General features: G+C 67.9%; 25 protein-coding genes. 17 read left to right on the forward strand and 8 right to left on the reverse strand.

The genetic code is table 11. The features are described 5' to 3' along the window. The first annotated feature begins 110 nt into the window (after positions 1–110). The 3 genes from DIE04_RS01945 (at position 111) to DIE04_RS01955 (ending at position 3,602) form a co-directional block, all read left to right on the forward strand. On the forward strand, positions 111–1,700 hold the full coding sequence (locus DIE04_RS01945) for an ABC transporter substrate-binding protein (protein ID WP_124520684.1): 1,590 nt from the start codon (positions 111–113) through the stop codon (positions 1,698–1,700). A 79-nt stretch (positions 1,701–1,779) separates the two neighbouring features. Beyond that, entirely contained in the window at positions 1,780–2,322 is a 543-nt protein-coding gene (locus tag DIE04_RS01950) for a class I SAM-dependent methyltransferase (RefSeq protein ID WP_124520686.1), read from the forward strand. A 26-nt stretch (positions 2,323–2,348) separates the two neighbouring features. After that, entirely contained in the window at positions 2,349–3,602 is a 1,254-nt protein-coding gene (locus tag DIE04_RS01955; RefSeq protein WP_124520688.1) for a hypothetical protein, read from the forward strand. 36 nt (positions 3,603–3,638) lie between these two features. Here the strand turns inward: DIE04_RS01955 and DIE04_RS01960 are convergent, their stop codons facing one another. Next, positions 3,639–4,970, reverse strand: a complete 1,332-nt coding sequence (locus DIE04_RS01960) for a type II toxin-antitoxin system HipA family toxin (protein ID WP_124520690.1) — start codon at positions 4,968–4,970, stop codon at positions 3,639–3,641. 3 nt (positions 4,971–4,973) lie between these two features. Beyond that, positions 4,974–5,222: a helix-turn-helix transcriptional regulator gene (locus DIE04_RS01965; protein WP_044843249.1), complete on the reverse strand. Its 249-nt coding sequence runs from the start codon at positions 5,220–5,222 to the stop codon at positions 4,974–4,976. 257 nt (positions 5,223–5,479) lie between these two features. On the opposite strand from DIE04_RS01965, the gene sapR reads away from it, so the two are divergent. The 9 genes from sapR to DIE04_RS02010 all read left to right on the forward strand — a co-directional run bounded on the left by sapR (position 5,480) and on the right by DIE04_RS02010 (position 13,442). After that, complete coding sequence (sapR, locus tag DIE04_RS01970) at positions 5,480–6,361, forward strand: sap1 transcriptional regulator SapR (protein ID WP_044843248.1); 882 nt, start codon at positions 5,480–5,482, stop codon at positions 6,359–6,361. A gap of 15 nt (positions 6,362–6,376) precedes the next feature. Next, positions 6,377–6,940, forward strand: a complete 564-nt coding sequence (gene ddpX / locus DIE04_RS01975) for a D-alanyl-D-alanine dipeptidase (protein WP_124489615.1) — start codon at positions 6,377–6,379, stop codon at positions 6,938–6,940. A gap of 64 nt (positions 6,941–7,004) precedes the next feature. After that, the gene (locus DIE04_RS01980) at positions 7,005–8,606 is read left to right on the forward strand and encodes an ABC transporter substrate-binding protein (protein WP_124520692.1); all 1,602 of its coding nucleotides are present in this window, start codon (positions 7,005–7,007) and stop codon (positions 8,604–8,606) included. Positions 8,607–8,616: 10 nt separating this feature from the next. Further along, the gene (locus tag DIE04_RS01985; protein WP_124489613.1) at positions 8,617–9,687 is read left to right on the forward strand and encodes an ABC transporter permease; all 1,071 of its coding nucleotides are present in this window, start codon (positions 8,617–8,619) and stop codon (positions 9,685–9,687) included. 66 nt (positions 9,688–9,753) lie between these two features. Continuing rightward, positions 9,754–10,668 (forward strand): nickel transporter permease, encoded by a 915-nt coding sequence (nikC, locus tag DIE04_RS01990; RefSeq protein WP_124492228.1) that lies wholly within the window; start codon positions 9,754–9,756, stop codon positions 10,666–10,668. Between the two features lies 1 nt (position 10,669). Then, complete coding sequence (locus DIE04_RS01995; RefSeq protein ID WP_124520694.1) at positions 10,670–11,584, forward strand: ABC transporter ATP-binding protein; 915 nt, start codon at positions 10,670–10,672, stop codon at positions 11,582–11,584. After that, complete coding sequence (locus DIE04_RS02000) at positions 11,581–12,342, forward strand: ABC transporter ATP-binding protein (RefSeq protein WP_124520696.1); 762 nt, start codon at positions 11,581–11,583, stop codon at positions 12,340–12,342. The genes DIE04_RS01995 and DIE04_RS02000 overlap by 4 nt, the downstream gene beginning before the upstream one ends. Before the next feature lie 145 nt (positions 12,343–12,487). After that, positions 12,488–12,742: a GlsB/YeaQ/YmgE family stress response membrane protein gene (locus DIE04_RS02005; protein ID WP_124488210.1), complete on the forward strand. Its 255-nt coding sequence runs from the start codon at positions 12,488–12,490 to the stop codon at positions 12,740–12,742. Positions 12,743–13,106: 364 nt separating this feature from the next. Further along, positions 13,107–13,442: a type 1 fimbrial protein gene (locus DIE04_RS02010; protein WP_124520698.1), complete on the forward strand. Its 336-nt coding sequence runs from the start codon at positions 13,107–13,109 to the stop codon at positions 13,440–13,442. Positions 13,443–13,473: 31 nt separating this feature from the next. Here the strand turns inward: DIE04_RS02010 and DIE04_RS02015 are convergent, their stop codons facing one another. From DIE04_RS02015 to DIE04_RS02025, 3 genes are all read right to left on the reverse strand, one after another. After that, positions 13,474–14,346: a LysR substrate-binding domain-containing protein gene (locus DIE04_RS02015; protein WP_124520700.1), complete on the reverse strand. Its 873-nt coding sequence runs from the start codon at positions 14,344–14,346 to the stop codon at positions 13,474–13,476. A 221-nt stretch (positions 14,347–14,567) separates the two neighbouring features. Then, on the reverse strand, positions 14,568–15,458 hold the full coding sequence (bla, locus tag DIE04_RS02020; protein ID WP_124488122.1) for a class A beta-lactamase: 891 nt from the start codon (positions 15,456–15,458) through the stop codon (positions 14,568–14,570). A gap of 189 nt (positions 15,459–15,647) precedes the next feature. Then, positions 15,648–16,484: a peptidoglycan DD-metalloendopeptidase family protein gene (locus DIE04_RS02025; RefSeq protein WP_124488123.1), complete on the reverse strand. Its 837-nt coding sequence runs from the start codon at positions 16,482–16,484 to the stop codon at positions 15,648–15,650. A gap of 536 nt (positions 16,485–17,020) precedes the next feature. Between DIE04_RS02025 and DIE04_RS02030 the strand changes: the two genes are divergently transcribed. Both DIE04_RS02030 and DIE04_RS02035 read left to right on the forward strand, forming a co-directional pair. Next, positions 17,021–17,917, forward strand: coding sequence for a LysR substrate-binding domain-containing protein (locus DIE04_RS02030; RefSeq protein WP_124520701.1), 897 nt, complete (start codon positions 17,021–17,023; stop codon positions 17,915–17,917). A gap of 51 nt (positions 17,918–17,968) precedes the next feature. Then, positions 17,969–18,355: an ester cyclase gene (locus DIE04_RS02035; protein WP_044843235.1), complete on the forward strand. Its 387-nt coding sequence runs from the start codon at positions 17,969–17,971 to the stop codon at positions 18,353–18,355. Between the two features lie 19 nt (positions 18,356–18,374). On the opposite strand, the gene DIE04_RS02040 is transcribed toward DIE04_RS02035, so the two are convergent. Continuing rightward, complete coding sequence (locus tag DIE04_RS02040; RefSeq protein ID WP_124488125.1) at positions 18,375–19,115, reverse strand: sulfite exporter TauE/SafE family protein; 741 nt, start codon at positions 19,113–19,115, stop codon at positions 18,375–18,377. 231 nt (positions 19,116–19,346) lie between these two features. Further along, positions 19,347–20,363 carry an aldo/keto reductase gene (locus DIE04_RS02045; protein ID WP_124520703.1) on the reverse strand — a complete coding sequence of 339 codons (1,017 nt, stop codon included), beginning with the start codon at positions 20,361–20,363 and terminating at the stop codon, positions 19,347–19,349. Between the two features lie 138 nt (positions 20,364–20,501). On the opposite strand from DIE04_RS02045, the gene DIE04_RS02050 reads away from it, so the two are divergent. Beyond that, positions 20,502–21,413 (forward strand): LysR family transcriptional regulator, encoded by a 912-nt coding sequence (locus DIE04_RS02050; protein ID WP_124488127.1) that lies wholly within the window; start codon positions 20,502–20,504, stop codon positions 21,411–21,413. Positions 21,414–21,464: 51 nt separating this feature from the next. On the opposite strand, the gene DIE04_RS02055 is transcribed toward DIE04_RS02050, so the two are convergent. After that, a complete protein-coding gene (locus DIE04_RS02055) occupies positions 21,465–22,619 on the reverse strand; it encodes a porin (protein WP_044843230.1) in 1,155 nt (384 codons plus the stop codon). A gap of 381 nt (positions 22,620–23,000) precedes the next feature. On the opposite strand from DIE04_RS02055, the gene DIE04_RS02065 reads away from it, so the two are divergent. Both DIE04_RS02065 and DIE04_RS02070 read left to right on the forward strand, forming a co-directional pair. After that, positions 23,001–24,104, forward strand: a complete 1,104-nt coding sequence (locus tag DIE04_RS02065) for an OpgC domain-containing protein (protein WP_044843341.1) — start codon at positions 23,001–23,003, stop codon at positions 24,102–24,104. A gap of 61 nt (positions 24,105–24,165) precedes the next feature. Beyond that, entirely contained in the window at positions 24,166–25,104 is a 939-nt protein-coding gene (locus DIE04_RS02070) for an esterase family protein (RefSeq protein ID WP_124520705.1), read from the forward strand. The last annotated feature ends 71 nt before the right edge of the window (positions 25,105–25,175 follow it).

The raw sequence follows: 25,175 nt of genomic DNA on the forward strand, positions 1-25,175 counted from the left end.
GCACGCAAGCCGCTTCCCCCGGGCGCCGTTCCGCGCGCCCGTCGAATTTTTTCATCCGGGCGGCCGTCGATGAGAGAATCGCACCACGATTCCCTTTCCACGGAGCCCGCATGAAGCACCTGCTGTCCCGGCTGTTCGTCAGCGCCGCGCTCGTCGCGCTTGTTCCGGCGCTGCCGGCGCAGGCCGCGACGCCGCCCGGCATTTTCGTCGTCGCCACCCAGCTCGGCGAATTCACGACCCTCGATCCGAGCGAGATCTACGAGCTCGTGCCGTCCGAGTACGTCGCGAACACCTACGAACGGCTCGTGCGGGTCGACCTGAAGGACCCGACGCGCTTCGACGGGCAGATCGCGCAATCCTGGACGGTCGGCGCCGACGGGCTCACCTATACGTTCAAGCTGCGCCCCGGCCTCGCGTTCCACTCCGGCAACCCGGTCACCGCCGACGACGTCGCATGGTCGCTGCAGCGCACCGTCCTGCTCGACAAGGGCCCGGCCGGCGTGCTCGCCGATCTCGGCCTCACGAAAACGAACGTGATGCAGAAGGTGCGCGCGGTCGACCCGCAGACCTTCGTGCTCGAAACCGACCGCAAGTACGCGCCGAGCTTCGTGCTCAACGTGCTGAGCGCGTGCCCGGCGTCGGTGCTCGACAAGAAGCTGCTGATGTCGCACCAGCAGGGCAATGATTTCGGCAGCGGCTGGCTGAAGACCAACGACGCGGGCTCGGGCCCGTACCAGCTCGCCAAGTGGACGCCGAACGAAAGCATCGTGTTGCAGCGTTTCGACAAGTACCGCGCGCCGTACCCGATGAAACGCGTCGTGCTGCGCCACGTGCCCGAGGCATCCGCGCAGCGGCTGCTGCTGGAAAACGGCGACGTCGACGCCGCGCGCAACCTGAGCCCCGACAGCCTCGCCGCGCTGACCAAGGCCGGCAAGATCAAGGTCGCGTCGTGGCCGGTGTCCGCGCTGCTGTACCTGAGCCTGAACACGAAGAACCCGAATCTCGCGAAGCCCGAGGTCCAGCAGGCGATGAAGTGGCTGGTCGACTACGACGGCATCCAGCGCAACATCGTCAGCACGACCTACAAGGTCCACGAGACCTTCCTGCCGGAAGGCTTCCTCGGCACGCTGAATGCGAACCCGTACAAGCTGAACGTCGCGAAGGCGAAGGCGCTGCTCGCTAAGGCCGGCCTGGCGAACGGCTTCGACGTGACGATGGACATGCCGAACGATTATCCGTACCTCGAGATCGCGCAGGCGCTGCAGGCCAACTTCGCGCAGGGCGGCATCCGCGTGAAGCTGATCCCGGGCGATGCGAAGCAGGCGATCGGCAAGTACCGCGCGCGCCAGCACGACATCTTCATCGGCGAATGGTCGCCCGACTACATGGACCCGAACAGCAATGCGCGCGGCTTCGCCTGGAATCCGGACAATTCCGACCAGTCGAAGACGAAGATGCTCGCGTGGCGCAACAGCTGGGACATCCCGCAGCTGACGAAGGACACCGAGGCCGCGCTGGTCGAGCCGTCGCCCGCGAAGCGCGCGCAGCGTTACGAGGCGCTGCAGAAGGCCGTGCTCGCGAACTCGCCGTTCATCATCATGTTCGAGAAGGTCGTGCAGGTCGCGACGCGCCCCGGCACGACCGGGCCGGAGATCGGCCCGATCAACGACCTCGTGTCGTACCGGACGCTGGCGAAATAAGGCCGGCTGCCCGCGCGACCGGCAACGCCGGCGCGCGGGCGCATCCGTCATCCAATACGCTTCGCTCGGGGACTACACAATGCGCTCATTACAAGACCTGCGGCTGGAATTCCTCCAGTACAAGATCGAACCGATCGGCTGGCTCGGCGACAGCCCGTCGCGCTTCGACTTCTATACCCGCACGGCCGCCGGATGCGACAGCATCCTCGAGCTGGGCGTGTTCACCGGACTGACCACGACGGCCTTCATGCTCGCGCAGCCGAAGCGGCTCGTGTCGGTCGACATCACCGATCAGTATTTCCACATCCAGGACGAGCTGAAGCACGCGGCGCAGGAACTGGCGATCGACTTCGAATTCAGGATTGCCGATGACCTTGCAATGGACCCGCTCGCGTGCGACCTGCTGTTCATCGACACCACGCACACGTACGAGCAGACGCTCGCCGAACTGAACCGGTTTGGCCCACTCGCGCGCAAGAAGATCGTGCTGCACGACATGAACACGTCGGGCGTCTACCAGGCCGTATTCCAGTGGCTGTGGGACAACAAGCAGTTTCACATCACGTATCACGACAGCCGCGGCTGCGGCGCGGTCGTGTGCGAGCGTCACGTCGGCTATTGAGCCGCGCACGCGCAACGGGAGGCACCATGCATGCGAACGGACACGCGGTCTGCGTGGCGATCAACGACAACAACCGCGCGTGGTACGAGATGCTCGTGCCGTTCCTGCTGTCGCTGCGGCAGACAGGCTACGACGGGCAGGTGGCCGTCATCGGCTACGGACTGTCCGAACGCAAGCGGCGCATCCTGGAAAGCCAGTCGGTCGACGTGATCGAAGCGTCGAGCGCGCATGCGCTGCCGGTCGGCCGCTTCATCGAGGCCGCCGACTATTGCGCGCGCAATCCGCACATCACGAAACTCGCGCTGTACGACGCGGACATCTGGTTCTGCGCGTCCTCGTTCGACCTGTTCTCCCGGATCGCCGACGACCGCCTGTACGCATGCCCCGACCCGCTGTTCTGCACGTTCGTCGTCACGCCGCTGATCGGCGAGCGGCGCGACGCGCACTGGCGTCTCGTCGTCGACGACGTGCAGGCGCGTCACGGCGGTGCGCTGCAGGCCGGACTGGTCGCCGGCACGGCCACCGCGTGGGCGCGTTTCGCGGCGCATCTGCGCGACTGCGTCGCCCGCATCGGCACCGACTTTCAGGAATGCTTCGGAATCGACACGACGTTCCTGCACCTGTGGGGCGCGCGCGGCGAAACCGCGCTGCTCGACCCGGTCCAGAACTTCGTCAGCAAGAACGGCATTCACGAATCGTTCGATCCGAGCAACGGCACCACGACGTTGCGCTATCAGGGCGAACCGATCCGCGCGCTGCACATGACCGGCGACATCCGTTTCTTCGATCGCTGGCGCTACTACGCGAACCATGTCGACGCCGCATTGCGCGACGGCATGCCGTTCGCGCTGTCGGACGGCACGCCGGCACTGTCCGACACGGCCGCCGCCCGCATCGCCGCGACCGAATACGTGCGTTCGGCCGGGCTGACCGTCAACTCCGCCGCGATCGAGGGCAGCGCGGGCGCGTACCTGCAGGCGCTCGACGAACCGGGCGGCACGATGCTCGTCGGCAGCGGGAACCACGAGATCGTGTTGACCGCGACCCGCGACATCGCGCGGCTGAACGTGTACATCACGCACCCGTCCGGCTCGCCGTCGCCGCTGCGATGCGAGGTGCTGATCGATGGGCAGGCGCAGCACAAGGGCCCTGATCTGATGACCCATTTCTGGTATCGGATCTCGGCCGGCACCGTCATCACGCTGCGCTCGACGAGCCTCGGCGGCCAGCAGTGCAACGCGATCTGGCGGCTGCGCGAGGCGCCGGACATGCAGCAGTAGGCAGTGGACGACGCGTAGGCGGTTCGCCGCCCGACGTCAGGCGCGCGGTGTTTCGGCGAGACGTTCGGCGGCGAACCGCAATCCGCCCAGAATGCGTTCGGCGATCCGCGCCGGAAACCCGGCCGGCAGCGTCGCGCCGACCGACTCGATCACGTGCGGCGTCGCGGCGACCAGCCGTTCGATGATCGGCGTCGCGATATCGCCGAGCAGACAATGCTCGGCCATCGCACTGAAGTGACTGCGTGTGATGTCGCGCATCGCGTAGTGCTTGCGCTTGCCGTGCACGGCCATCGCGAGTTTGGCCTTGTGCCACGACCACTGGTTCGCGCCGTCGCCCTCGACCGGCCAGATCGACATCACGTCGTAGAGCGGCGTCAACCGGAACCGACCGCCCGGCAGCAGGCGCAGGCTGAAGTTCTTCGCATGCCCGTCCGGTGCGGCAAGCATCCAGAACACGATCAGTGCGGCAAACAGCGTGTCGAGGTCAGCCTGCGCCGTTTCCGACCGGCGCAGGATGGCGGCCAGATCCGGCACGCCGGGGCCGCCCTGCGATTCGTATTTCAGATGCGGCGGCACGCCGAGCGCCTGGCAGAAATCCTCCTGCGGCAAGCGCAACAGCCATCCACCTTCACGATGCAGCGCACGATCGAAACGCGCGACCGACAGCACCTTGTGCTCGCCGAAACGCACGATTTCGGCATCGGCCGTCGGCAGGCCGTACGCGCGCAGGATCGCGAGACACAACCACTCGTTTTCGACGGAAGCGGTGAGATCCGCACGCTTGTTGCCGACCAGACCGAGCGGCAGCTTGAGGATATGCGTCGTCGGTGTCGCGCCATGCGGGCGCATCCATCGCCCTTCGTGAAACAGCAGCGCGGTCTTTTCCTGCGCGCCGGCGAGCGACAGGCGGAAGTCGTCGTCGTGTGCGCCACCTGCCACCCCGCTCGCCTGATCGAGCACGCGCGCGACCTCGTCGTCCGACAACGGCGTACCGTCGATGCGGTCATGGCCGGCCGGTACTTCGTCCTCGCCGAGCAGTTGCACCGCGCCGACGCAGTCGCGGCCGAGCGCGGCGAGCAGATCGAACGGCTCGATCGTCGCCGTGCCGAACCGGGATGCCAGCCGGCGACGAATGGCGTCGCTGTCCGGCAGCAGATTGTCGAAGTAGTGGTTCACACGCTCGCCGCGCAACGGCGTATCGCCGACGCCGAACGGCAGCGACAGCGACAATGGGCGGCCCGCGGCGGACTGCTTCCAGCCGGCGTCGTACCGCAACTCCATGTCGCCGCGCGCCGGGATCCGCCATGTCCCGACCCGCTGGCCGTTGGCCCAGATCGACAGCGCGCGGGTGTGCGAGTTGCGCCCCATCGCTTACCAGTCGATGTCGGCAGCGTCGCGCCCGTCCTTTGTGCGGACGCTGAGCTCGAGACCGTACAGCGCGGTCAGTTCGAGCAATTGGCTGAGCGACAGGCTGGCGGTGCGCGTGGTCTCGAGCGACGACAGGCGCGACTGGCCGACGCCGATGCGCGCCGCCGCCTCGGCTTGCGTCAGCCCCTTGGCCTGACGCGCGGACGACAGGATTTCGCCCAGTTGCGCGGGCGTATTGACGATGAAATCCACGGCTCGGGTCCAGTAGGCAATAAATGCAGTATATCTCTGACAGACATAAACGCAAATTATTGCTGACAGACATAAGCGTAAAATATCTCTGTCAGAAATAATCTGCGTGATTACGCATCGCGACATTGCCGTCGGGGACGCGTACCCGACCCTATCACCCTCCGCCAAACCATAGTTTTTATCCGCTGGCGCGAATGATTTTGGTTTTGTTAGATGGATGACACCGAATCATCCGATGACAAACATCTAACAGACCGATGACCTGCGCGTTCGCCCATACCGTCGAATCCCGCTTTGCCGAGCTGACGCCGACCGCGAAGCGCATCGCGAGCTACATGCTCGCGAATCTCGACCGTCTCGGGCTCGAAACCGCCGACCAGATCGCGCAGCAGGCCGGCACCAGCGGCATCTCGGTCGGGCGCTTCCTGCGCAGCATCGGCTACCGGAACCTCGACGATCTGAAACGCGAACTGCGCGGCGGCAGCGATCGCCCGTGGATGATCACCGATCGCCTCGACGAATATCGCCGCGCCGCCGGCACACACGTGAGCGACGGCGACGGCACCCGCAGCGACGGCACGCTGGCATCGTCGCTCGATCGCGAACTCGACGCGATCCGCCACGTCTACCGGCTCGCGGAAGAACCCGTGTTCGCGCAGGTCGCGGACCGGATCGCGCATGCCGACGCCGTGTTCATCCTCGGCATCCAGTCGACCCGCGGCATCAGCAATGCGTTCAGCAGCTATCTCGAATACCTGCGCCCTCGCGTGTTCTATTCCGACGGCCAGTCGGGCTCGTACGTCGATTCGCTGAACTCCGAATTCGAGCGGCCGTACTGCATCGTCACCGATACGCGTGCCTATTCGCGCAGCGCGCGCCGCTATTGCCAGGCGGCCGCCGAGCGCGGCCAGCCGTTCGCGCTGGTCACCGATCTCTATTGCCCATGGGCGCGTGAATGGCCGGCCGACCTGCTGCAGGTGAAGACCGACGTCGGCCAGTTCTGGGATTCGCTCGCGCCGCTCACCTGCCTGTTCAACCTGCTGATCACCGCCGTGGTCGACCGCCTCGGCCCCGCGATCGACCGGCGCGTCGCGCGCAACCGCGAACTGCAGCGCACGTTCGACCAATTCGAATCCTGAGCGCCCCGACCGCCGATGAACCCTCCCCGCCTCGTCGAAATCACGCCCGCCACGCATCGCGTCGAGATCGATCTCGTCTACGCGACCGAGCGCAACCTGACCGGCAAGGCGATCTACCGCCGCGCGCATTGCCTGCTGCTCGAGCCTGCCGAAGCCGCGCTGCGCCGCGCGGTCGACGTCGCCGCGCAGGCCGGCTTCACGCTGCGCGTCTACGATGCGTACCGGCCGCCGCAGGCGCAGCAGGTGCTGTGGGATTTCCTGCCCGACCCGAACTTCGTCGCCGATCTCGGCCGCGGCTCGAACCACAGCCGCGGCACCGCGCTCGACCTGACACTCGTCGACGCGAACGGCGAGGCGGTCGACATGGGCACCGGCTTCGACGAGATGGTGGCCGCGTCGGGCCACTTCCACGCGGGGCTGCCCGAAGCCGTGCAACGCAACCGGCTGCTGCTGCTCGGCGTGATGCACGCGGCCGGCTTCGCGCATATCGACAGCGAGTGGTGGCACTACGAGCTGCCCGGTTCGCATGCGTTGCCGCAGATCGACAACGCCGCGAGCGGCCCGTGGCGCCTGATGTAACGACACTGCACGTTCCCTTCACCGTTCACGTTCAACGACTTCAACGACACATGGAGAAACGCACATGAAGCCCCTGACCTCCCGGCTCGTCGCGGCGCTGGCCGCCGCGTCCGTGCTCGCCGCCGTTCCGCTTGCCGCCGCACGCGCGGAAACGCCGAAGGACATGTTCGTGATGGCCACGCTGCTCGACGAATTCACGACACTCGATCCCGGCGAGATCTACGAGCTGGTGCCGGAGGAATACGTCGCTAACACGTACGACCGGCTGGTGCGCGTCGACCTGCGCGATCCGTCGAAATTCAACGGCGACGTCGCGCAGTCGTGGACGGTGAGCCCCGACGGGCTGACCTATACGTTCAAGCTGCGCCCGGGCCTCAAGTTCCACTCGGGCAACCCGCTGACGGCCGACGACGTCGCCTGGTCGATCCAGCGCGCGGTGCTGCTCGACAAGGGCCCGGCCGCCGTGCTGACCGGCATCGGCCTCACGAAGGCGAACGTCGTCGCGAACGTGAAGAAACTCGACGACCAGACGGTGTCGATCACGACCGACCACAAATACGCGCCGACCTTCGTGCTGAACGTGCTCGGCTCGTGGCCCGCGTCGGTGCTCGACAGGAAGCTGCTGCTGTCGCACCAGCAGGGCGACGACTTCGGCAACGCATGGCTGAAGACCAACGAGGCCGGCTCCGGCGCGTACAAGCTGGTCAAGTGGGCGGCCGGCGACAGCATCGTGCTGCAGCGCTTCGACGGCTACCGGCTGCCGCTCGCGATGAAGCGCATCGTGCTGCGCCACGTGCCCGAAGCGGCGAGCCAGCGCCTGCTGCTGGAAAACGGCGACGTCGACGCGGCGCGCGACCTGAGCCCCGACGATCTCGCGTCGGTCGTGAAATCCGGCAAGGCGAAGGTGATGGCCTCGCCGCAGGCGACGCTGCTCTATCTCGGCCTGAACACGAAGAACCCGACGCTCGCGAAGCCCGACGTGCAGGAAGCGCTGAAGTGGCTGATCGATTATTCCGGCATCCAGACCAACGTCGTGAAGACGACTTACAAGGTGCACCAGACCTTCCTGCCCGAAGGCTTCCTCGGCACGCTGAAGGCGAACCCGTACAAGCTCGACGTCGCGAAGGCGAAGGCGCTGCTTGCGAAGGCCGGCGTGCCGAACGGCTTCTCGGTGACGATGGACGTGCGCAACGACTATCCGTATACGGAGATCGCGCAGGCCGTGCAGGCGAACTTCGCGCAGGCGGGCGTCAAGGTGCAGCTGATTCCCGGCGACAACAAGCAGACGCTCGCGAAATACCGTGCGCGCCAGCACGACATCTATATCGGCGAATGGTCGGCCGACTACATCGACCCGCACAGCAACGCGCAGGGTTTCGCATGGAACCCCGACAACTCCGACAAGTCGAGCTATAAAATGCTGGCCTGGCGCAACAGCTGGGACATTCCGCAACTGACGAAGGAGACCGACGCCGCGCTCGCCGAGCCGACCGCCGCGCAACGCGCGCAACGGTATCAGGCGATGCAGAAGGACCTGCTCGCGCGCTCGCCGTTCGTGATCATGTTCGAGAAAATCGCGCAGGTCGCGACGCGGCCCGGCGTGAGCGGGCTCGAAGTCGGACCGATCAACGATCTCGTGTCGTACCGTAACCTGAAGAAGCAATAAGATTCGCCGCATGTCGACTCCCGTCTCCTCCCTCGAAGCACTGCGCACGCTGCCCGCGCGCCGCCCGGCCGTACGCTGGGCGCTGCGCGTGCTGCGCTGGGCGCTCACGCTCGCCGTCACGTTCGCGGGGCTGCTCGCGCTGACGTTCGTGATCGGCCGCAAGGTGCCGATCGATCCCGTGCTCGCGATCCTCGGCGATCGCGCGTCGGCCGAGGCGTACGCGGCCGAGCGCCTCGCGCTGGGCCTCGACAAGCCGCTCGTCACGCAGTTCATGATCTACGCGCGCGACGTGCTGCACGGCGATCTCGGCATGTCGCTGCTGACGTCGAACCCGGTGCTCGACGACATCAGGCGCGTGTTCCCCGCCACGCTCGAACTCGCGACGATCGCGACGCTGATCGGCATCGCGATCGGCGTGCCGCTCGGCGTCGCGGCCGCGGTGAAGCACAACCGGCCGATCGACCACGTCGCGCGCTTCGTCGGCCTGATCGGCAATTCGGTGCCGGTGTTCTGGCTCGGGCTGATGGGGCTGCTGCTGTTCTATGCGCGGCTGCACTGGGTCGGCGGCCCCGGCCGGCTCGATCCCGTGTACGACGGGATGGTCGACCCGCGCACGGGCAGCCTGCTGATCGACGCGGCGCTCGCGGGCGAGTGGGACGTGTTCCGCAACGCGGTGTCGCACATCGCGCTGCCGGCCGCGATCCTCGGCTACTACTCGGTCGCGTACCTGAGCCGGATGACGCGCTCGTTCATGCTCGACCAGCTGAGCCAGGAATACATCGTCACCGCGCGCGCGAAAGGCTTGTCCGAGCGCCGCGTGATCTGGCGGCACGCGTTCGGGAACATCGCGGTGCCGCTCCTGACCGTGATCGCGCTCACGTACAGCAACCTGCTCGAAGGCTCGGTGCTGACCGAGATCGTGTTCGCGTGGCCGGGGCTCGGCTCGTACCTGACGGGTGCGCTGCTGAACGCCGACATGAACGCGGTGCTCGGCGCGACGCTCGTGATCGGCGCGATGTTCATCACCGTCAACCTGCTGACCGACGCGCTGTACCGCGTGTTCGATCCGCGTGCGCGCTGAGGGCTGCCGCGACATGACTGCTGCCGCCCTGCTTCCTTTCCCGTCCATGCCGAAGGTGTCCCGATCATGAATGCCGAGCGTCTCACGCTGCGCGCGTGGCTGCTTTCCGATGCGCCCGCGTCGCGCGCGCAGGCCGCGTTCGGCCTTGCGTATCGCCGCTGGCGCCGCTTCGCCGCCAATCCGCTCAACCTGTTCGGGCTCGCGATCCTGGTCGCGCTGATCGTCGTCGCGATCGTCGGCCCGCTGATCATGCCGCACGATCCGCTGCGCCAGGTGCTGTCCGACCGCCTGCTGCCGCCCGGCTCGCCGTCGCACTGGCTCGGCACCGACCAGCTCGGCCGCGACATCCTCTCGCGGCTGATCGACGGCTCGCGCCTCACGCTCGGCATCGCGCTGCTCGTGGTCGTGATCGTCGTGCCGATCGGCCTCGCGATCGGCACGACGGCCGGCTATTGCGGCGGTTTCGTCGACAGCGTGCTGATGCGCATTACCGACATCGCCCTCGCGTTCCCGAAGATCGTGCTCGCGCTCGCGTTCGCGGCCGCGCTCGGGCCCGGCGTGATCAACGCGGTCGTCGCGATCTCGATCACCGCGTGGCCCGCCTATGCGCGGCTCGCGCGCGCGGAGACGATCCGCATCGCGCAGGCCGACTACATCCACGCGGCGCGCCTGCAGGGCGCATCGGGCCCGCGGATCCTGCTGCGCTACATCGTGCCGCTGTGCATGTCGTCGGTGATCGTGCGCGCGACGCTCGACATGGCCGGCATCATCCTGACCGTCGCGGGCCTCGGCTTCCTCGGCCTCGGCGCGCAGCCGCCGAGCCCCGAATGGGGCTTCATGGTCGCGTCCGGCCGCAACGTGCTGCTCGACGCGTGGTGGGTCGCGACGCTGCCCGGCGCGGCGATCCTGCTCGTCAGCCTCGCGTTCAACCTGCTCGGCGACGGGCTGCGCGACGTCTTCGATCCGCGTCATGGAGCGTGACATGTCACTGAATTCCGTCAACGCCGCCGCGCCGCTCTGCGAGATCGACGGCCTGAAGATCGGGTTTCGCGGACACGACGGCGTCGTGTCCGACGCGGTGCGCGACCTGTCGCTGACGCTCGCGCCCGGCGAACGGCTCGGCATCGTCGGCGAATCGGGCTCCGGCAAATCGCTGACGGGCCGCGCGCTGCTCGGCCTGCTGCCGGAAGCCGCGCGCTGGTCGGCCCGCACGATGCGCTTCGCGGGCCACGATCTGCTCGCGATATCGGCGAGCGAACGCCGGCGCCTGTGCGGCAGCCAGATGGGGATGATCCTGCAGGATCCGAAGTATTCGCTGAACCCGGTGATGACCGTCGCGAAGCAGATGGGCGAAGCATTCCGGCTGCATGAGCCGGGGCTGCGCGGCCGCGCGCTGCGCGAACGGATCGTCGATGCGCTCGCGGCCGTGCAGATCCGCGATCCGGCGCGCGTCGCCGATGCGTATCCGCACGAGCTGTCGGGCGGCATGGGCCAGCGCGTGATGATCGCGATGATGGTGTCGACCGGCCCGCGCCTGTTGATCGCCGACGAACCGACCTCCGCGCTCGACGTCGCGGTATCGATGCAGGTGCTCGCGGTGCTCGACGCGATGATCGCGCGGCACGGCACCGGCCTGATGTTCATCAGCCACGACCTGCCGCTCGTGATGTCGTTCTGCGATCGCGTCGCGGTGATGTATGCGGGCCGCGTCGTCGAAACCTGCGCCGCGCGCGACCTGCGCAATGCCACGCATCCCTACACACGCGGGCTGCTCGCGGCGAACCCGCCGCTCGCGAACCCGCCCGACGAACTGCCGGTGCTGCGGCGCGATCCGGCGTGGCTCGATACGGTTTCGCCTGCAAGCGCTGCGACGGCACAACAGGAGTCCGCACCATGATCGACGTCGATCACGCCTCGATCCGTTTTCCGACCCGCACGGGCCATGTCGACGCCGTGCGCGATGCGAGCTTCGCGGTGCGCGACGGCGAAGTGTTCGGGCTCGTCGGCGAATCGGGCTCCGGCAAGTCGACACTGCTGCGTGCGCTGACCGGCCTCGTGCCGCTCGCGGGCGGCAGCCTGTCGATCGACGGCCGGCCCGTCGGCGGCACGCCCGACCGCGCATTCCGCCGCCACGTGCAGATGGTGTTCCAGGATCCGTACGCGTCGCTGCATCCGCGCTTCACGGTCGACCAGACGCTGCGCGAGCCGCTGTCGATCCACGGGATCGACGACGCCGACGCGCGCATCGCCCGCGCGCTGTCCGAAGTCGGGCTCGGCCCGGCGTTCCGCTTCCGCTATCCGCACCAGCTGTCGGGCGGCCAGCGCCAGCGTGTCGCGATCGCGCGTGCGCTGATCGTCGAGCCGCGCGTGCTGCTGCTCGACGAGCCGACCTCCGCGCTCGACGTGTCGGTGCAGGCGGAGATCCTGAACCTGCTGCGCCGCCTGCATCGCGAACGCAACCTGACGATGATCCTCGTCAGCCACAACCTCGCGGTGATCGGCTTCCTGTGCCAGCGCGTCGCGGTGATGCAGCATGGCGAGATCGTCGAACAGCTGCGGATCGAGGACGTGCGCGCCGGGCAGGTGGCACGCGACTACACGCGCACGCTGCTGCGCGCGACAGAAGGGTACCGCCGGCTCGATCCGGTCGCCTGACATGTGCGCGACGCGCGGGCGTGCGATACTCGGCACCCCGTGCGTCGGTGCGCCAGTGCGCCGACGCGCCGCCGAATGGAACCCTCGCGCGCCGCGCGGGTCCATGTCCTTTCGTCAACAGCTCAACAGCTATAGGGAGGCGTTCATGCTGCAATTCATCGAAACCCTGGTGGTCGGGCTCATCGTCGGCCTCCTCGCCCGTGCGCTCAAGCCCGGCGACGACAAGATGGGTATCCTGATGACCATCGTGCTCGGCATCGTCGGCTCGCTCGTCGCGGGCTACATCGGCCGCGCTGCCGGCTGGTATGCGCCGGGCCAGGGCGCGGGCTGGATCGCGTCGATCATCGGCGCGATCGTGCTGCTCGTGATCGTCGGCGCGGTGCGCAAGCGCGCGGGCTGACCGCCGCATCGCCCGCGTCGGTGCACAACGGCCGCTCGTTCACACGAGCGGCCGTTTTTCTTTTTGCACACCTCAATTCGCGCCCGCCTCGAATCGTTGAATCCTCAACGATTTACCGGCAAATGCCGCATCCATTGACGCCCCTTCCGCAAGCGTACGCCACCGGCAATACCCTGACTTGCGGCCGCACAAATTTGAGATAAATTGATTGAAGGAATACGGCGTCATTTGCTTATTGCCGTTATTTCCGTCTTTTCATTCAAGAGGTCCGATGGATTTGCCGTTTACGCATACAGCACCGCAGCGTTGACGGACTGCCATTCGAGCGGCCCCGCTGCGACGCGCTTCCTCTCTGGAGCCTGTCATGAAGCATCGCCTGTTTGCCGCCTCGTTTGCCCTGGCTGCCGCGCTTCTGGCCTCGTCCTCGTCATTTGCCGCCGGCGCGTCCGGCATCATCCACTTCACCGGCATGATCGTCGAGCCGCCGTGCTCGTTCGCGCTCGACACCGCCGATATCGCGCATGCCCACGTGCGCACCGACTGCCCGCGTCCGGCGACCGGACAGGTCGCGTTCGTCGACGCGGCCAGCCTGCGCACGATCAAGACCACGACCTTTACGCAGGCGTCGCGCGCAATCGTTTTACCGGACCGCCCGGGCAACGCGCATGCGCCGATGATCGCCGTCGTCACCTATCAGTAAGCAACACGCGCCGCCGGCGTCGCGTGGCGCGTCAGTCGCGATGGCTGGCGATCCAGTCGCTGAACGCGCGAATCTTCTGCTGGCTGCCGATGCTCTCGGGATAGACGAAGAAATAGCGGGCGCCGGTCTCGAGCACGATGTCGAACGGCCGTTCGAGCCGGCGCGCGCTGACGTCGTCGTCGACGAGCGTCACGTCGCCGATCGCGACGCCGAAGCCCTGCATCGCCGCGTTCGTCGCGAGATCGAGCGTGTCGAAGGTCGGCCCGCGCTCCGCGTCGACGGCACGCTCACCCGCGTAATCGAGCCACGCGCGCCAGTCGCGATGGTCGCGCGTCGGATGCAGCAGCGTATGGCGCGCGAGATCGCCAACCGCATCGAGCGGCGTCGCGTACCGCAGCTCGGGTGCGCACACCGGCGTCAGCCGCTCGTCGAACAGCGGCAGCGCGAACACGCCCGCGCCCGGCGACGTGCCATAGACGACCGCCGCATCGAACGGCTCGGCCGAGAAATCGACGACGTGCTGCCACGCGGTCGTGATCTGCACGTGGAGATCGGGATGCTCGCCCTGGAAGCGCATGATGCGCGGCAGCATCCAGCGCATCACGCAGGTCGGCACCTTCAGCGCGAGATCGGTGCGCTGCCGCGTGAGCTTCATCGAGATGTCCTCGATCCGCGCGAAGCTCTCGTTGACGACCGGCAGCAATTGCTCGCCCTCCGCCGTCAGCGTGAGGCCCTTCGCGTGCCGCTTGAACAACGGAAAGCCGTAGTGCGCTTCGAGTGTCAGGATCTGCCGGCTCACCGCGCCCTGCGTGAGGCACAGCTGCTCGGCCGCGCGCGTGAAGCTGCGGTGGCGAGCCACGGTCGAGAAGATCTGCAGCGCGTGCAGGGGCGGAAGTCGGCGCATGACGAAGCGGGTAAGGCGGGTAAACGGACCGCGGATCGCGGATCGACCGCGCCGGACGACGGCGCGGCAGGACCGCGCGTCGACATCGGCGCGCGCTGATCGACACGATAAGCCAAACGCGGGCTTTACGCGAGGTGCGCCGGGCGCTCAGGTCGTAGGAACTAGCGCGCCCGCCGCGATGCGTGACGCCGACGCGACGACGTCCGCGCGTGCCGCCGCGCTCAGGCGGTGGGAACGAGCGCACCCGCCGCGATACGCGCCGCCGACGCGACGACGTCCGCGCGTGCCGCCGCGTCGGCACGCGGCTGCGTGAACGACACGGCCAGCACGATCGGCGCGCGCGATGGCGGCCACAGCACCGCGACGTCGGTCGTCGTGCCGTAGCCGCCGGTGCCGGTTTTGCCGGCACTGCGCCAGCCGGGCGGCACGCCGGCCGCGATTCCGGTCGCGCCGCCGGTCATCCATTCGGTGAGCTGCGCACGCTGCGGCTCGCGCAGCGTGTCGCCGAGCAGCAGCCGCTGCAGCATGTCGACCATCGCGACCGGCGTCGACGTATCGCGCTCGTCGCCGGGCGCGGCCTGGTTCAGTTCGGGTTCCCAGCGGTCGAGCCGGAACGCGGTGTCGCCGCTTTCATGCGCGAACGACGTGACGGCCTGCGGACCGCCGAGCACGCCCATCAACAGGTTCCCCGCGCCCTTGTCGCCCGACTGCAGCAGCGCGGTGCAGAGCTGCGCGATCGTCATCCCCGTATCCACATGGCTTTCCGTCACCGGCGACCCGGCCACGACCTCGTAGCGGCGATACAGGATGCGGCGCGGCAGCAGCGATGCGTCGAGCGAACCGCGCGCGAGTATCGCGGCGGCGGCGACGACCGCATAGGTGCCGCACAGCGGGAAGCGCTCGCGCGCGTGATGCGCGATGCGCGTGCCGTTCGACGTATCGAGTGCGGCGACGCCGAGCCGGCCGTTCGACGCTTTTTCGAGCGCGGCGAGTTCGGCCTGGGCGACGTGGGCGCGCCCCTGGTCGGCGACGGGTGCCGACGAGCAGGCGGCGACGAACGGCGCGGCGACGGCGGCGAGCAACAGCGAGCGGCGTGTCGGAGAGTGTTCCATGGATGAAGGCTGTTCGGTCGGAAACGGTGGCACGGAGCAACGCACGCGCGCAGCGGCGATGCGCGCGTGTTCACGCCGACGGCCGGCTCGCGACGGCATTCGCCGCGCATCCCCGAAGACGTCCGTCGGCCCCGCATGCGGCGGGACTCACATGAACAGACCCTAGCGTAGCAGCGCGCGCCGCTCGCGTCAGCCTTGCGACGAAGGCAGGTACGGCATCGGATTGACGGGCTTGCCGTCACGCCGCACCTCGAACAGCAGCGCGACACGCGAGTTGTCGAGGTCGCCCATCTCGGCGATCTCGTCGCCCTGGCGCACGATGTCGCCGGTCTTCACGAGCAGCTTGCGGTTGTGCGCATAGGCCGTGAGGAAATCGGCGTTGTGCTGGACGATGATCAAGGTGCCGTAATCGTTCAGGCCGGTGCCCGCGTACATCACGCGGCCGTCGGCGGCCGCACGAACCGGGTCGCCCGGCCGGCCGGCGATCTGGATGCCGCGGTTCTGCCCCGGCTTGAATGCGTCGACGATCTTGCCCTGCGCGGGCCATCTGAGCGCCACCGCGCCCGCATGGCGCCGGGTCTCCTTCACGACCTGCCGGTCGCTCGCCGTCGATGCGCTCGCCTGCGCGGCGCCCGCCGCATTGCTCGCGGCGGCCGGTGCGGCCGCCTGCGCGCTGGCCGACGCGCCCGGCGCCTGCAGCGGCTGCTGCCGGACGATGCGCAGCACCTGCCCCATGCGCAGCCTGCCGCGCCCGTCGAGCTTGTTCCAGGTCCGCAGGTCGGCGACGCTGCAGTCGTTGGCGGACGCGATGCCCGACAGCGTGTCGCCGCGTTTCACCACGTACTTCTGCGCGACGAGAATGGGCGCCGGCGGCGCCGCCGGCGCGGCGGCGGGCTGGCCCGACGTCGAGCCCGCCAGCGTATCGCTCGGCGGGACGGACGGCGTACTGGCGCAACCGGCCATGACGAGCACCGCGGCCAGGCCGGACAGCCACGCCGACTTGCGGCAAATCTCGCGCTGTTTCATGGACGATCGACTCCGGTTTGACAATCTTTCAAGCATCTCAAAAACGGAACGGGCGACGTGTAACCGGATGCAAACAATGATGACAAACGATCACGAACCGGGTGCCGGCAAACACTTGTTACCGGGAATACGGTCGGATTCGGAAAAACTTGACGGTATTGGACGGGCGATTCGGAAGAAATTTCGCGATGCGCCGATTATTTCGAACGGCTTTCATTGCGCGCGTGAGCGCGCCGGCGAGCCAATGCGGCCCGCACCGCCCGCCCGCTCAACGCAGCCAGTCGACCAGCTCCGCGCAGGCCCACGCGATGCCGATGCAGAGGAACAGCACGTGCAGCGCGATCTTGAACGACACGCCCCACGACGAATCGACCCGCATGACAGTCTCCCCCGGTTGATATGCGGCCATGATCCGGCATCGATCCCGCCCCGAAAATGCGGAACCGGCGAACGGGGCCTCAGGCCCAGCCTGAGACCGGTGCGGCGGTTCCTGCTAACTTATCGGCCATACCCATCCTTACGCGCCCCCACCGATCATGCGCTTCGACCTGACCGACCTGCGGCTCTTCCTGAACATCTGCGAGGCCGGCACGATCACGGGCGGCGCCGAGCGCACCCACATCACGCTGCAGGCCGCCAGCGAGCGGATCCGCGGGATGGAGGACGAGCTCGGCGTGCCGCTGCTGCACCGGACCAAGTCGGGCGCGCAGGTAACCGACGCCGGCCGCGCGCTCGAGCACCACGCGCGCACGGTGCTGCAGCAGATCGACCACATGCGCGGCGAGCTGCAGCAATACGGCCAGGGGCTGCGCGGGCATATCCGGCTGCTGTGCAACACGGCGTCGCTGAGCGAATACCTGCCCGACGCGCTCGCCGCGTATCTGCCGCTTCACCCGAAACTGTCGATCAGCGTCGAGGAGCGCTCGAGCCAGGAAATCGTGCATGCGATCCGCAACAGGACGGCCGAGGTCGGCATCGTCGCCGATTCGGTCGGACTCGGCGGGCTCGAACAGAAGCCGTTCAGAGAGGACTGGCTGATCGCGGTCGTGCCGGCCGGTCATCTGCTCGCCGCGCGCGACAAGGTCGCGTTCGACGAGATCGCCGACGCGGACTTCATCGGGCTGACCGACGGCAGCGCGCTGCAGGTCCATCTGGCGGACCAGGCGCGTGCGCTCGGCAAGCGTATCCGCTACCGTGTGCAACTGAAGAGTTTCGATGCGATCTGCCGCGTGATCGCAAGCGGCGTGGGGATCGGCATCGTGTCGCGCCATGCGGCCGAACGCGCGATGCAGACGATGGACGTGCGGCTCGTCGAGCTGTCCGATGCGTGGAGCCACCGCAAGCTGACGCTCTGCGCGCGCTCGTTCGATGCGTTGCCGAAATACACGCAGGCGTTCGTGTCGTATCTGTCGGGCGACATGCCGCCACGCTGAACGTCGCGCGCGCCGCAACAGCGTGGCGATACCCGAGGAGACATCGCAGCCATGACCGGACCCGAACTCGCGATGCACTATCGCGCCTACATCGACTGCCTGAACCGGCAGGACTGGCCGGCGCTCGGCCGGTACGTCGCCGACAACGTGATCCACAACGACCGGCCGCTCGGCCTGGCCGGCTATCGGGCGATGCTGGAGCAGGATTTCCGCGACATTCCGGATCTCCATTTCGAGGTCCGGCTGCTCGTGTGCGAACCGCCGCGCATCGCATGCCGGCTGCGCTTCGCCTGTGCGCCGAAAGGGACCTTCATGGGGCTCGCCGTCGACGGCACGCGCGTCACGTTCGCCGAAAACGTCTTCTACGAATTTCACGACGGAAGGATCCGGCAGGTCTGGTCGGTGATCGACAAGGCCGCGATCGAGGCGCAGCTGTGACGCTGCCGGCCGTCACTGCTTACCGCAGCCCCGACACGGCCATATAGGCGCCGAGCGCGATCATCCCGACGAAGAAGCAGCGCTTGAACGCCTTCTCGCTCATCACGCGTCGCGCGTACTGCCCGCCGATCATCCCCGCGAGCGCCGGCACGAGTGCCAGCGCCGATACGCCGAGATCGACCGTCTGCAGCGCGCCCGTCACGCGCAACTGCAGGCCGAGCGTGATCGTCGACGCGGTAAACGACAACCCGAGCGCCTGGATCAGGTCGTCCTTCGACAGGCGCAGCGCCTGCAGGTACGGCACGGCCGGCACGACGAACACGCCGGTCGCGGCCGTCACGACGCCCGTCAGGTAGCCAACCGCGGCCGACAGCCACTTTTCGTGACGGCCCGGCGCGGGCAGCCGCGCGGCGGCGAGCCCCCAGCCGCCGTATGCGACCAGCACGATGCCGAGTGCCGCACGGGTCCACGCGCTGCCGGCCGCGAGCGCGGGCAGCCCGCCCGTCAGCGTGCCGAGCGTCAGCCCGGCGAGCAGCGGCCACAAACGCCGCAGCAATGGCCCGAACGACGGGCCGAGCCACAACTGCCACACGTTGGTGATGAACGACGGCACGAGCAGCAGGCTCGCGGCGGCTGACGGCGACATCGCGAGCGTCAGCAGCCCCATCGCGATCGTCGGCAGCCCGAGGCCGATCATGCCCTTGACCGCGCCGGCGAGCAGAAAGACCAGCACGATGATCGTGAGCGTATGCGTTTGCATGGCGGGGGTTCGGTCCGGTTGAATACGGCGCCGATGGTGAACCACCGTCACGCCGTCGGCCATCTGGCTTTGCCTGAGGCTGGCTCGGGCCCGCCCGGCGGGGCCTGTCACCCCGCTACCCCGCCACCCATCGCCTCATCGCCTCATCGCCTCATCGCCTCATCGCCTCATCGCCTCATCGCCTCATCGCCCCGTTGCCCCGTCGCCCCGTCGCACCGCCATGCGCGCCGTTCAGGCACCGTGCGCCGGCCCCCGTCCCTGCTCGCTGTCGAGGTGCGCCATCTGCGCGGCCGGATAACGCTCGCCGGCAGCCGCCCCGGCGGGAACCGCCGCTTCGATGCGGGCGAGATCATCGACCGTTAGTTGCAATTTAGATGCCTGAAGCGCGTCCTGGAGTTGCGTGCGCTTGCGTGCGCCGATCAGCGGCACGATGTCGTCGCCGCGCGACAGCGCCCATGCGATCGCGATCTGCGCCGGGTTGCTGCCCTTCTCGTCGGCGATCGCGCGCAGCGCGTCGACCAGCGCGAGGTTGTGCGCGAGGTTCTCGCCCTGGAACCGCGGGCTGGCCGCGCGGAAATCGCACTCGCCCTGCCGCGCCGCGCTCCAGCCGCCGCCGAGCAGCCCGCGCGACAGCACGCCGTAGGCCGTCACGCCGATCCCGAGTTCGCGGCACACCGGCAGGATGTCCGTCTCGATCCCGCGCGACAGCAGCGAGTATTCGATCTGCAGGTCGGCGATCGGCGCGACGGCCGCCGCGCGGCGGATCGTGTCGGCCCCGACCTCCGACAGGCCGATGTGGCGCACGTAGCCGGCCTTCACGAGATCGGCGATCGCCCCGACCGTCTCTTCGATCGGCACCGCCGGATCGACGCGCGCCGGCCGGTAGATGTCGATGTGGTCGGTGCCGAGCCGCTTCAGCGAATACGCGACGAAATTACGGATCGCCTGCGGCCGCGCGTCGTAGCCGACGAACGCGCCGGCCGGATCGCGCAGCGCGCCGAACTTCACGCTGATCAGCACCTGGTCGCGCGTGCGGCCGCGCAGCGCGTCTCGGATCAGCATCTCGTTGTCACCCATCCCGTAGAAGTCGCCGGTATCGAGCAGCGTGATCCCGTTGTCGAGCGCCGCGTGCAGCGTCGCGATGCTTTCGTCGCGATCCGCGGGCCCGTAGAGATCCGACATCCCCATGCAGCCGAGCCCGATCGCCGATACCTGCGGGCCCGTGCGGCCCAGTTGACGCTTGTCCATGTCCGTTTCCTCGCGGTGGTGAGTGAATGAACGGGATTCTGGGCGTAATGCGGCGCGCGATAAACGCGAAACGCCCAACCAAATCATTCGACGCTGATTAACAATGGAGCCTCCCGATCCGTCACGTTTCCGCCCCGCATGGACCATCTGCATGCAATGCGCATCTTTGCGCGCGTCGCCCACCTCGGCAGCTTCACGAAAGCCGCCGAGCAGTTGCAATTGCCGCGCCCGACCGTCAGCAATGCCGTCCAGTACCTGGAGAAGCACCTGAAGGTGCGCCTGTTGCAGCGGACGACGCGGCGCGTCGCGCTGACCGCGGAAGGCGCGACCTACTACGAGCGCTGCACGCGGCTGCTGGCCGACCTGGACGACGCCGAGACGCTGTTCGACGAAGCCGGTGCGTCGCCGCGCGGCCTGATCCGCGTCGACCTCCCCGAGCGCTTTGCACTGGACAAGGTGATTCCGGCGCTGCCGGATTTCCACGCACGCTATCCCGACCTGCGCGTCGTGCTGAGCACGACCGACCGCTTCGTCGATCTCGTCGCCGACGGGATCGACTGCGCGGTGCGGGTCGGCGTGCTGTCCGACACGTCGCTGGTCGCGCGGCGCGTCGGCGAGATGGCGCAGATCAACTGCGCGTCGCCCGCGTATCTTGCGCGATACGGCATGCCGCGCTCGCCGGACGATCTGCCCGACCACGTCGCGGTCGGCTATTTCTCGAGCCGCACGGGCCGCGAGCTGGACTGGGAATATGCGGACATGGATTCCGGCGCGCTGCAGACCGTGAAGATGCGCAGCGTGGTCGCGGTGAACAGCTCGCACGCGTATCTCGCGTGCTGCCTCGCGGGCCTCGGGCTGATCCAGGCGCCGCGCGACGGGCTCGCGCCGCTGCTGGAAGACGGCTCGCTGGTCGAGGTGCTGCCGGAATGGCATGCGGCGCCGCTGCCGGTGTCGGTCGTGTTTCCGAACGGCCGGCATCTGGCGCCGCGCGTGCGGATCTTCGTCGACTGGCTCGCGCACACGCTCGACGACGCGCACCGGGCGCAATGACGACGGCCGGCGCCAGGGCAACCCACCCCGGGCGCCGACCGGTCAAGCGCATCAGAACTTGTGGCGGATCGCGGCGCGCACCGCGAACTGGTTCGCCGACGACGACGGACCGTCCGTCCCGACCACGTAGCCGCCGTCGGCCGCGGTGCCCGTCTTGTCGCCGGCGACCTTCTGCCATGCGCCCTGCAGGTAGACGTCGGTGCGCTTGGACAGGCTGTAGTCGGCCATCAGCCCGACGGTGTGATATTTCGGCTTGAACGAACCGGCCGCGGCGTCGAACTTGCCGTCGGTATACACGTACTGCGCGCCGAGATAGAAATCGGGCGTGAGCTGGTACTTGCCGTTGATCTCGAAGTTCTGGAACCTGGTCGCCGTGAGCCCGAGGCCGTCGAATGTCGACGCCGGCAGGTAGACGGTCGACACCGGGTTCTTCACGTCGGTCTTCGTATAGACGAAGCCGACCGTCGCCGGACCGAACGTATAGTTGATGCCGCCGCCGAAGATCCGCAGGCGGTCGGCGACGAAGTTCGCGTCGTCGGCCGCGATCGCGCCCGCATTGCCGACGCCCGGGCTGTTCGCCTGCAGATACGCGGCCGCGACCTGCAGCCCGGCCAGCGAATACTGCGCGCCGATGCTGTACTGGCGGTTGGTCGAGAAGCCCGTGCTGTTGCTGAAGCTGTAGGTGCCGCCGAACGACAGCCCGTTCCAGTCGGGACTCGCGTACTTGACCGTGTTGTTGACGCGGAAGGAGTTGTCCGTGTTGTCGTTGTCGAACGGGTGCGAGAACAGCGTGCCGCCCCAGTTGCCGTTCGCGGTGAGCGGCGCGAGATAGTCGACGACCGCATCGTACTGGCGGCCGAAGGTCAGCGTGCCGAAGCGCGACGCGCTCAGCCCGACGAACGCCTGGCGGCCGAACATCCGGCCGCCCTGGTTGAACCGGCCGTTGTTCACGTCGAAGCCGTTTTCCAGCGTGAAGATCGCCTTCAGCCCGCCGCCGAGGTCCTCGCTGCCCTTCAGGCCCCAGCGGCTGCCCTGCGCATAGCCGCTCGCGAGCTGGTAATTCGTTTTTCCGACCCCGTTCACGCTCACGTTGTTCGTGTAGTTGAAGCCCTCGTCGATCAGGCCGTACAGCGTCACGCTGTCCTGCGCGAAGGCCGGCGCGGCGAAAGCAGCCAGCGCGGCGGCAAAAATGACGTGCTTCTTCATGACGGATCTCCGGAGCCGGGTGCCGGGCAGGCCATTCGCCCGGCGATTGTTTGGTCTGTTTTATAGAGGTGGCCCGCAGGGCGGACTGCGCGGTGTGCGGCCGCGAGGACAAAATGGTGTCACGTCGCAAACCGCCCGTCCATCGGGGCGTGGGCGCGGCCAGCAAAGCGTTGCGCTCGTCCAACTGCCCTGTTTTTCCGATGCCATGAGCACGCTTATCGGCAGCGGCCGGCCGGCCCGCTATCCGCGTAAACCCGGACGGCACCGTATCGGTGGCACAATGCGCATCCGTTCGTCATTTCTTCACGAATTCATGCTTCACCCCGATTCATGCGCGGCAGGTGCCGGCCGCGCACGCGGCGCGCGCCGGGAGGCGGCCCGATGACCGCCGCCGCCCGGGCCGGCCGCTACGCCGAACTCGATTTCTTCCGCGGCCTCGTGCTGCTGGTGATCGTCGTCGATCACATCGGCGGCAGCATCCTGTCGCGCGTGACGCTGCATGCGTACGCGCTGTGCGATGCGGCCGAGGTGTTCGTGTTCCTCGGCGGTTTCGCGACCGCCATCGCGTACAACTCGCTCGCCGAGCGCCACGACGAGGCCGCCGCGCGCCAGCGTTTCATCCGCCGTGCGTTCGAGATCTACCGCGCATTCCTCGTGACGGCCGGCCTGATGCTGCTGATCACCGCCGTGCTGAACGCGTTCTCGATCGACGGCCCGAACATGCCGACCAACGATCTCGACGGCCTGCTCCACAAGCCGCTCGCCGCGCTGCGCGACATCCTGCTGTTCCGCCGCCAGCCGTATCTCGCGTCGGTGCTGCCGATGTATGCGTTCTTCGCGCTGCTCGTCCCGCTCGCGCTGCCGCTCGCGCGCACCCAGCCGTGGCTGATGCTCGCGTTCAGCGGCTCGCTCTGGTACGCGGCGCCGCACGTCGCGCGCTTCTTGCCGACCGTCGAAGGCGCGCCGTGGGACTTCAACCCGTTCGCGTGGCAGTTCCTGTTCGTGCTCGGCGTGATCGCGCGCTGCCAGCCCGTCTACCAGACGCTCGCGCCGAAACCCCAGGGCTGGCTGCTGACGGCCGTGTCGCTCGCGATCGTCGCGGCCGGCGCGTACTACCGGCTGCGCGTCGAGCCGTTCCCGACCGATCCGTCGATCAAGCAGAACCTCGGCGCGCTGCGGCTCGCGAACTTCCTCGCGATCGCGTGGCTCGCGGCCAAGCTCGTGCACCTCGGGTGGATGAAGAAGGTCGCGCACGCGATGCCGTGGATCGGCACGATCGGCCGCCAGGGGCTGCTGTGCTTCGTCGCCGGCACCGGCATCTCGCTCGCGGTCGACTCGCTGCTCTACCAGGCGACCGAAGGCTATCTCGACGTGCCGCTCGGCCTGGCCGCCGACGTCGTCGCGATGGGCCTGCTGTATCTCGTCGCGAAGCTTTATGCGCCGCTGGTGTCGCGGCTGTCGTTCCCGTTCCGTACGCGGCGATGACGTGCCGCGCCGTCACGCGCCGCTGCTACGATAGCGGGCGCCTCTCCTGAAACGCTTCGCCATGCGCCGACTCGCCCTTCCGTTCGCCGTCGCCCTGATCGCCGGCTCCATCGCCACTGCCCACGCCACGCCGGGCGGGCCCGCGGCCGCGCCGGCGACGTCCGCGCCCACGATCGTCCCGCCCGCAACGGTGGCGCCGGCCGCCCAGGAACCGCCGGTGAATCCGGGCAGCAGCGTCGTGCTGCGCGCGTTCCGGTCGGCGTCGCTCAAGCGCGACTGGTCGTACACGGTCTACCTGCCGCCCGGCTATAACCCGGAAGGCGCGCGCTACCCGGTGCTGTACCTGCTGCACGGCAATGCCGGCAATGCAAACGACTGGATCACGCAGGGCCGGCTGCAGGCCACGGCCGACACGCTGATCGAACGCCGCGAGATCCCGCCCGTCGTGATCGTGATGCCGCAAGGCGGCACCGACTGGTACGTCGACCGCAAGGAGAAGATGCAGAGCGCGTTCCTGAACGACCTGCTGCCGGAAGTCGAAGCGCACTTCGCGGTGTCGAACCAGCGCGCGGGCCGCGCGATCGGCGGCGTGTCGATGGGCGGCTTCGGCGCGCTGCGTTTCTCGCTGCTCGAACCGGGCCTGTTCTGCGGCGCGATGCTGTTGAGCCCGGCGATCTACGCGAACGAGCCGCCGCTCAATTCCGCCGCGCGCTATGTCGGCGTGTTCGGCGACCGGCAGTTCGACCCGCGCGTGTGGCACGAGCTGAACTACCCGGCCCTGATGCGCGGCTATTTCGCGCGCAACTGGCGCGTGCCGATGTTCATCGCGGCCGGCGACGACGACCTGACGATCCAGGCCGAATCGAGCGTGCTGTACACGCAGCTGCGCCGCGCGCAGAACCCGGCCGAACTGCGCATCGTCGATGGCGGGCACACGTGGGACGTGTGGCGCGGGGTGCTCGGGTCGGGGTTGAAGTACGCGCTGGAATGCGTGAAGTAATGCGTGACGTAATGGAGCCGGCCGACGCGTCAGGCAACCGCACAACGATCACCTGACGCCGCTTCCTACTC

Origin of the sequence: Burkholderia sp. Bp8994, assembly GCF_003853805.1 — a bacterium.
In the GTDB taxonomy this organism is placed as follows: Bacteria; Pseudomonadota; Gammaproteobacteria; order Burkholderiales; family Burkholderiaceae; genus Burkholderia.

Bases quoted from the DNA above. Each gene is read 5' to 3' on its own strand.
- DIE04_RS02025 (WP_124488123.1), bottom strand. From the start codon at position 16,484: ATGAAACAGCGCGAGATTTGCCGCAAGTCGGCGTGGCTGTCCGGCCTG.
- DIE04_RS02035 (WP_044843235.1), top strand. From the start codon at position 17,969: ATGACCGGACCCGAACTCGCGATGCACTATCGCGCCTACATCGACTGC.
- DIE04_RS01980 (WP_124520692.1), top strand. From the start codon at position 7,005: ATGAAGCCCCTGACCTCCCGGCTCGTCGCGGCGCTGGCCGCCGCGTCC.
- DIE04_RS02070 (WP_124520705.1), top strand. From the start codon at position 24,166: ATGCGCCGACTCGCCCTTCCGTTCGCCGTCGCCCTGATCGCCGGCTCC.
- DIE04_RS01950 (WP_124520686.1), top strand. From the start codon at position 1,780: ATGCGCTCATTACAAGACCTGCGGCTGGAATTCCTCCAGTACAAGATC.
- sapR (WP_044843248.1), top strand. From the start codon at position 5,480: ATGACCTGCGCGTTCGCCCATACCGTCGAATCCCGCTTTGCCGAGCTG.
- DIE04_RS01985 (WP_124489613.1), top strand. From the start codon at position 8,617: ATGTCGACTCCCGTCTCCTCCCTCGAAGCACTGCGCACGCTGCCCGCG.
- DIE04_RS02010 (WP_124520698.1), top strand. From the start codon at position 13,107: ATGAAGCATCGCCTGTTTGCCGCCTCGTTTGCCCTGGCTGCCGCGCTT.
- DIE04_RS02000 (WP_124520696.1), top strand. From the start codon at position 11,581: ATGATCGACGTCGATCACGCCTCGATCCGTTTTCCGACCCGCACGGGC.
- DIE04_RS02015 (WP_124520700.1), bottom strand. From the start codon at position 14,346: ATGCGCCGACTTCCGCCCCTGCACGCGCTGCAGATCTTCTCGACCGTG.
- DIE04_RS01955 (WP_124520688.1), top strand. From the start codon at position 2,349: ATGCATGCGAACGGACACGCGGTCTGCGTGGCGATCAACGACAACAAC.
- DIE04_RS02050 (WP_124488127.1), top strand. From the start codon at position 20,502: ATGGACCATCTGCATGCAATGCGCATCTTTGCGCGCGTCGCCCACCTC.
- DIE04_RS02005 (WP_124488210.1), top strand. From the start codon at position 12,488: ATGCTGCAATTCATCGAAACCCTGGTGGTCGGGCTCATCGTCGGCCTC.
- ddpX (WP_124489615.1), top strand. From the start codon at position 6,377: ATGAACCCTCCCCGCCTCGTCGAAATCACGCCCGCCACGCATCGCGTC.
- DIE04_RS02045 (WP_124520703.1), bottom strand. From the start codon at position 20,363: ATGGACAAGCGTCAACTGGGCCGCACGGGCCCGCAGGTATCGGCGATC.
- DIE04_RS02065 (WP_044843341.1), top strand. From the start codon at position 23,001: ATGACCGCCGCCGCCCGGGCCGGCCGCTACGCCGAACTCGATTTCTTC.
- DIE04_RS01995 (WP_124520694.1), top strand. From the start codon at position 10,670: ATGTCACTGAATTCCGTCAACGCCGCCGCGCCGCTCTGCGAGATCGAC.
- DIE04_RS01960 (WP_124520690.1), bottom strand. From the start codon at position 4,970: ATGGGGCGCAACTCGCACACCCGCGCGCTGTCGATCTGGGCCAACGGC.
- DIE04_RS02030 (WP_124520701.1), top strand. From the start codon at position 17,021: ATGCGCTTCGACCTGACCGACCTGCGGCTCTTCCTGAACATCTGCGAG.
- nikC (WP_124492228.1), top strand. From the start codon at position 9,754: ATGAATGCCGAGCGTCTCACGCTGCGCGCGTGGCTGCTTTCCGATGCG.
- DIE04_RS02055 (WP_044843230.1), bottom strand. From the start codon at position 22,619: ATGAAGAAGCACGTCATTTTTGCCGCCGCGCTGGCTGCTTTCGCCGCG.
- bla (WP_124488122.1), bottom strand. From the start codon at position 15,458: ATGGAACACTCTCCGACACGCCGCTCGCTGTTGCTCGCCGCCGTCGCC.
- DIE04_RS02040 (WP_124488125.1), bottom strand. From the start codon at position 19,115: ATGCAAACGCATACGCTCACGATCATCGTGCTGGTCTTTCTGCTCGCC.
- DIE04_RS01945 (WP_124520684.1), top strand. From the start codon at position 111: ATGAAGCACCTGCTGTCCCGGCTGTTCGTCAGCGCCGCGCTCGTCGCG.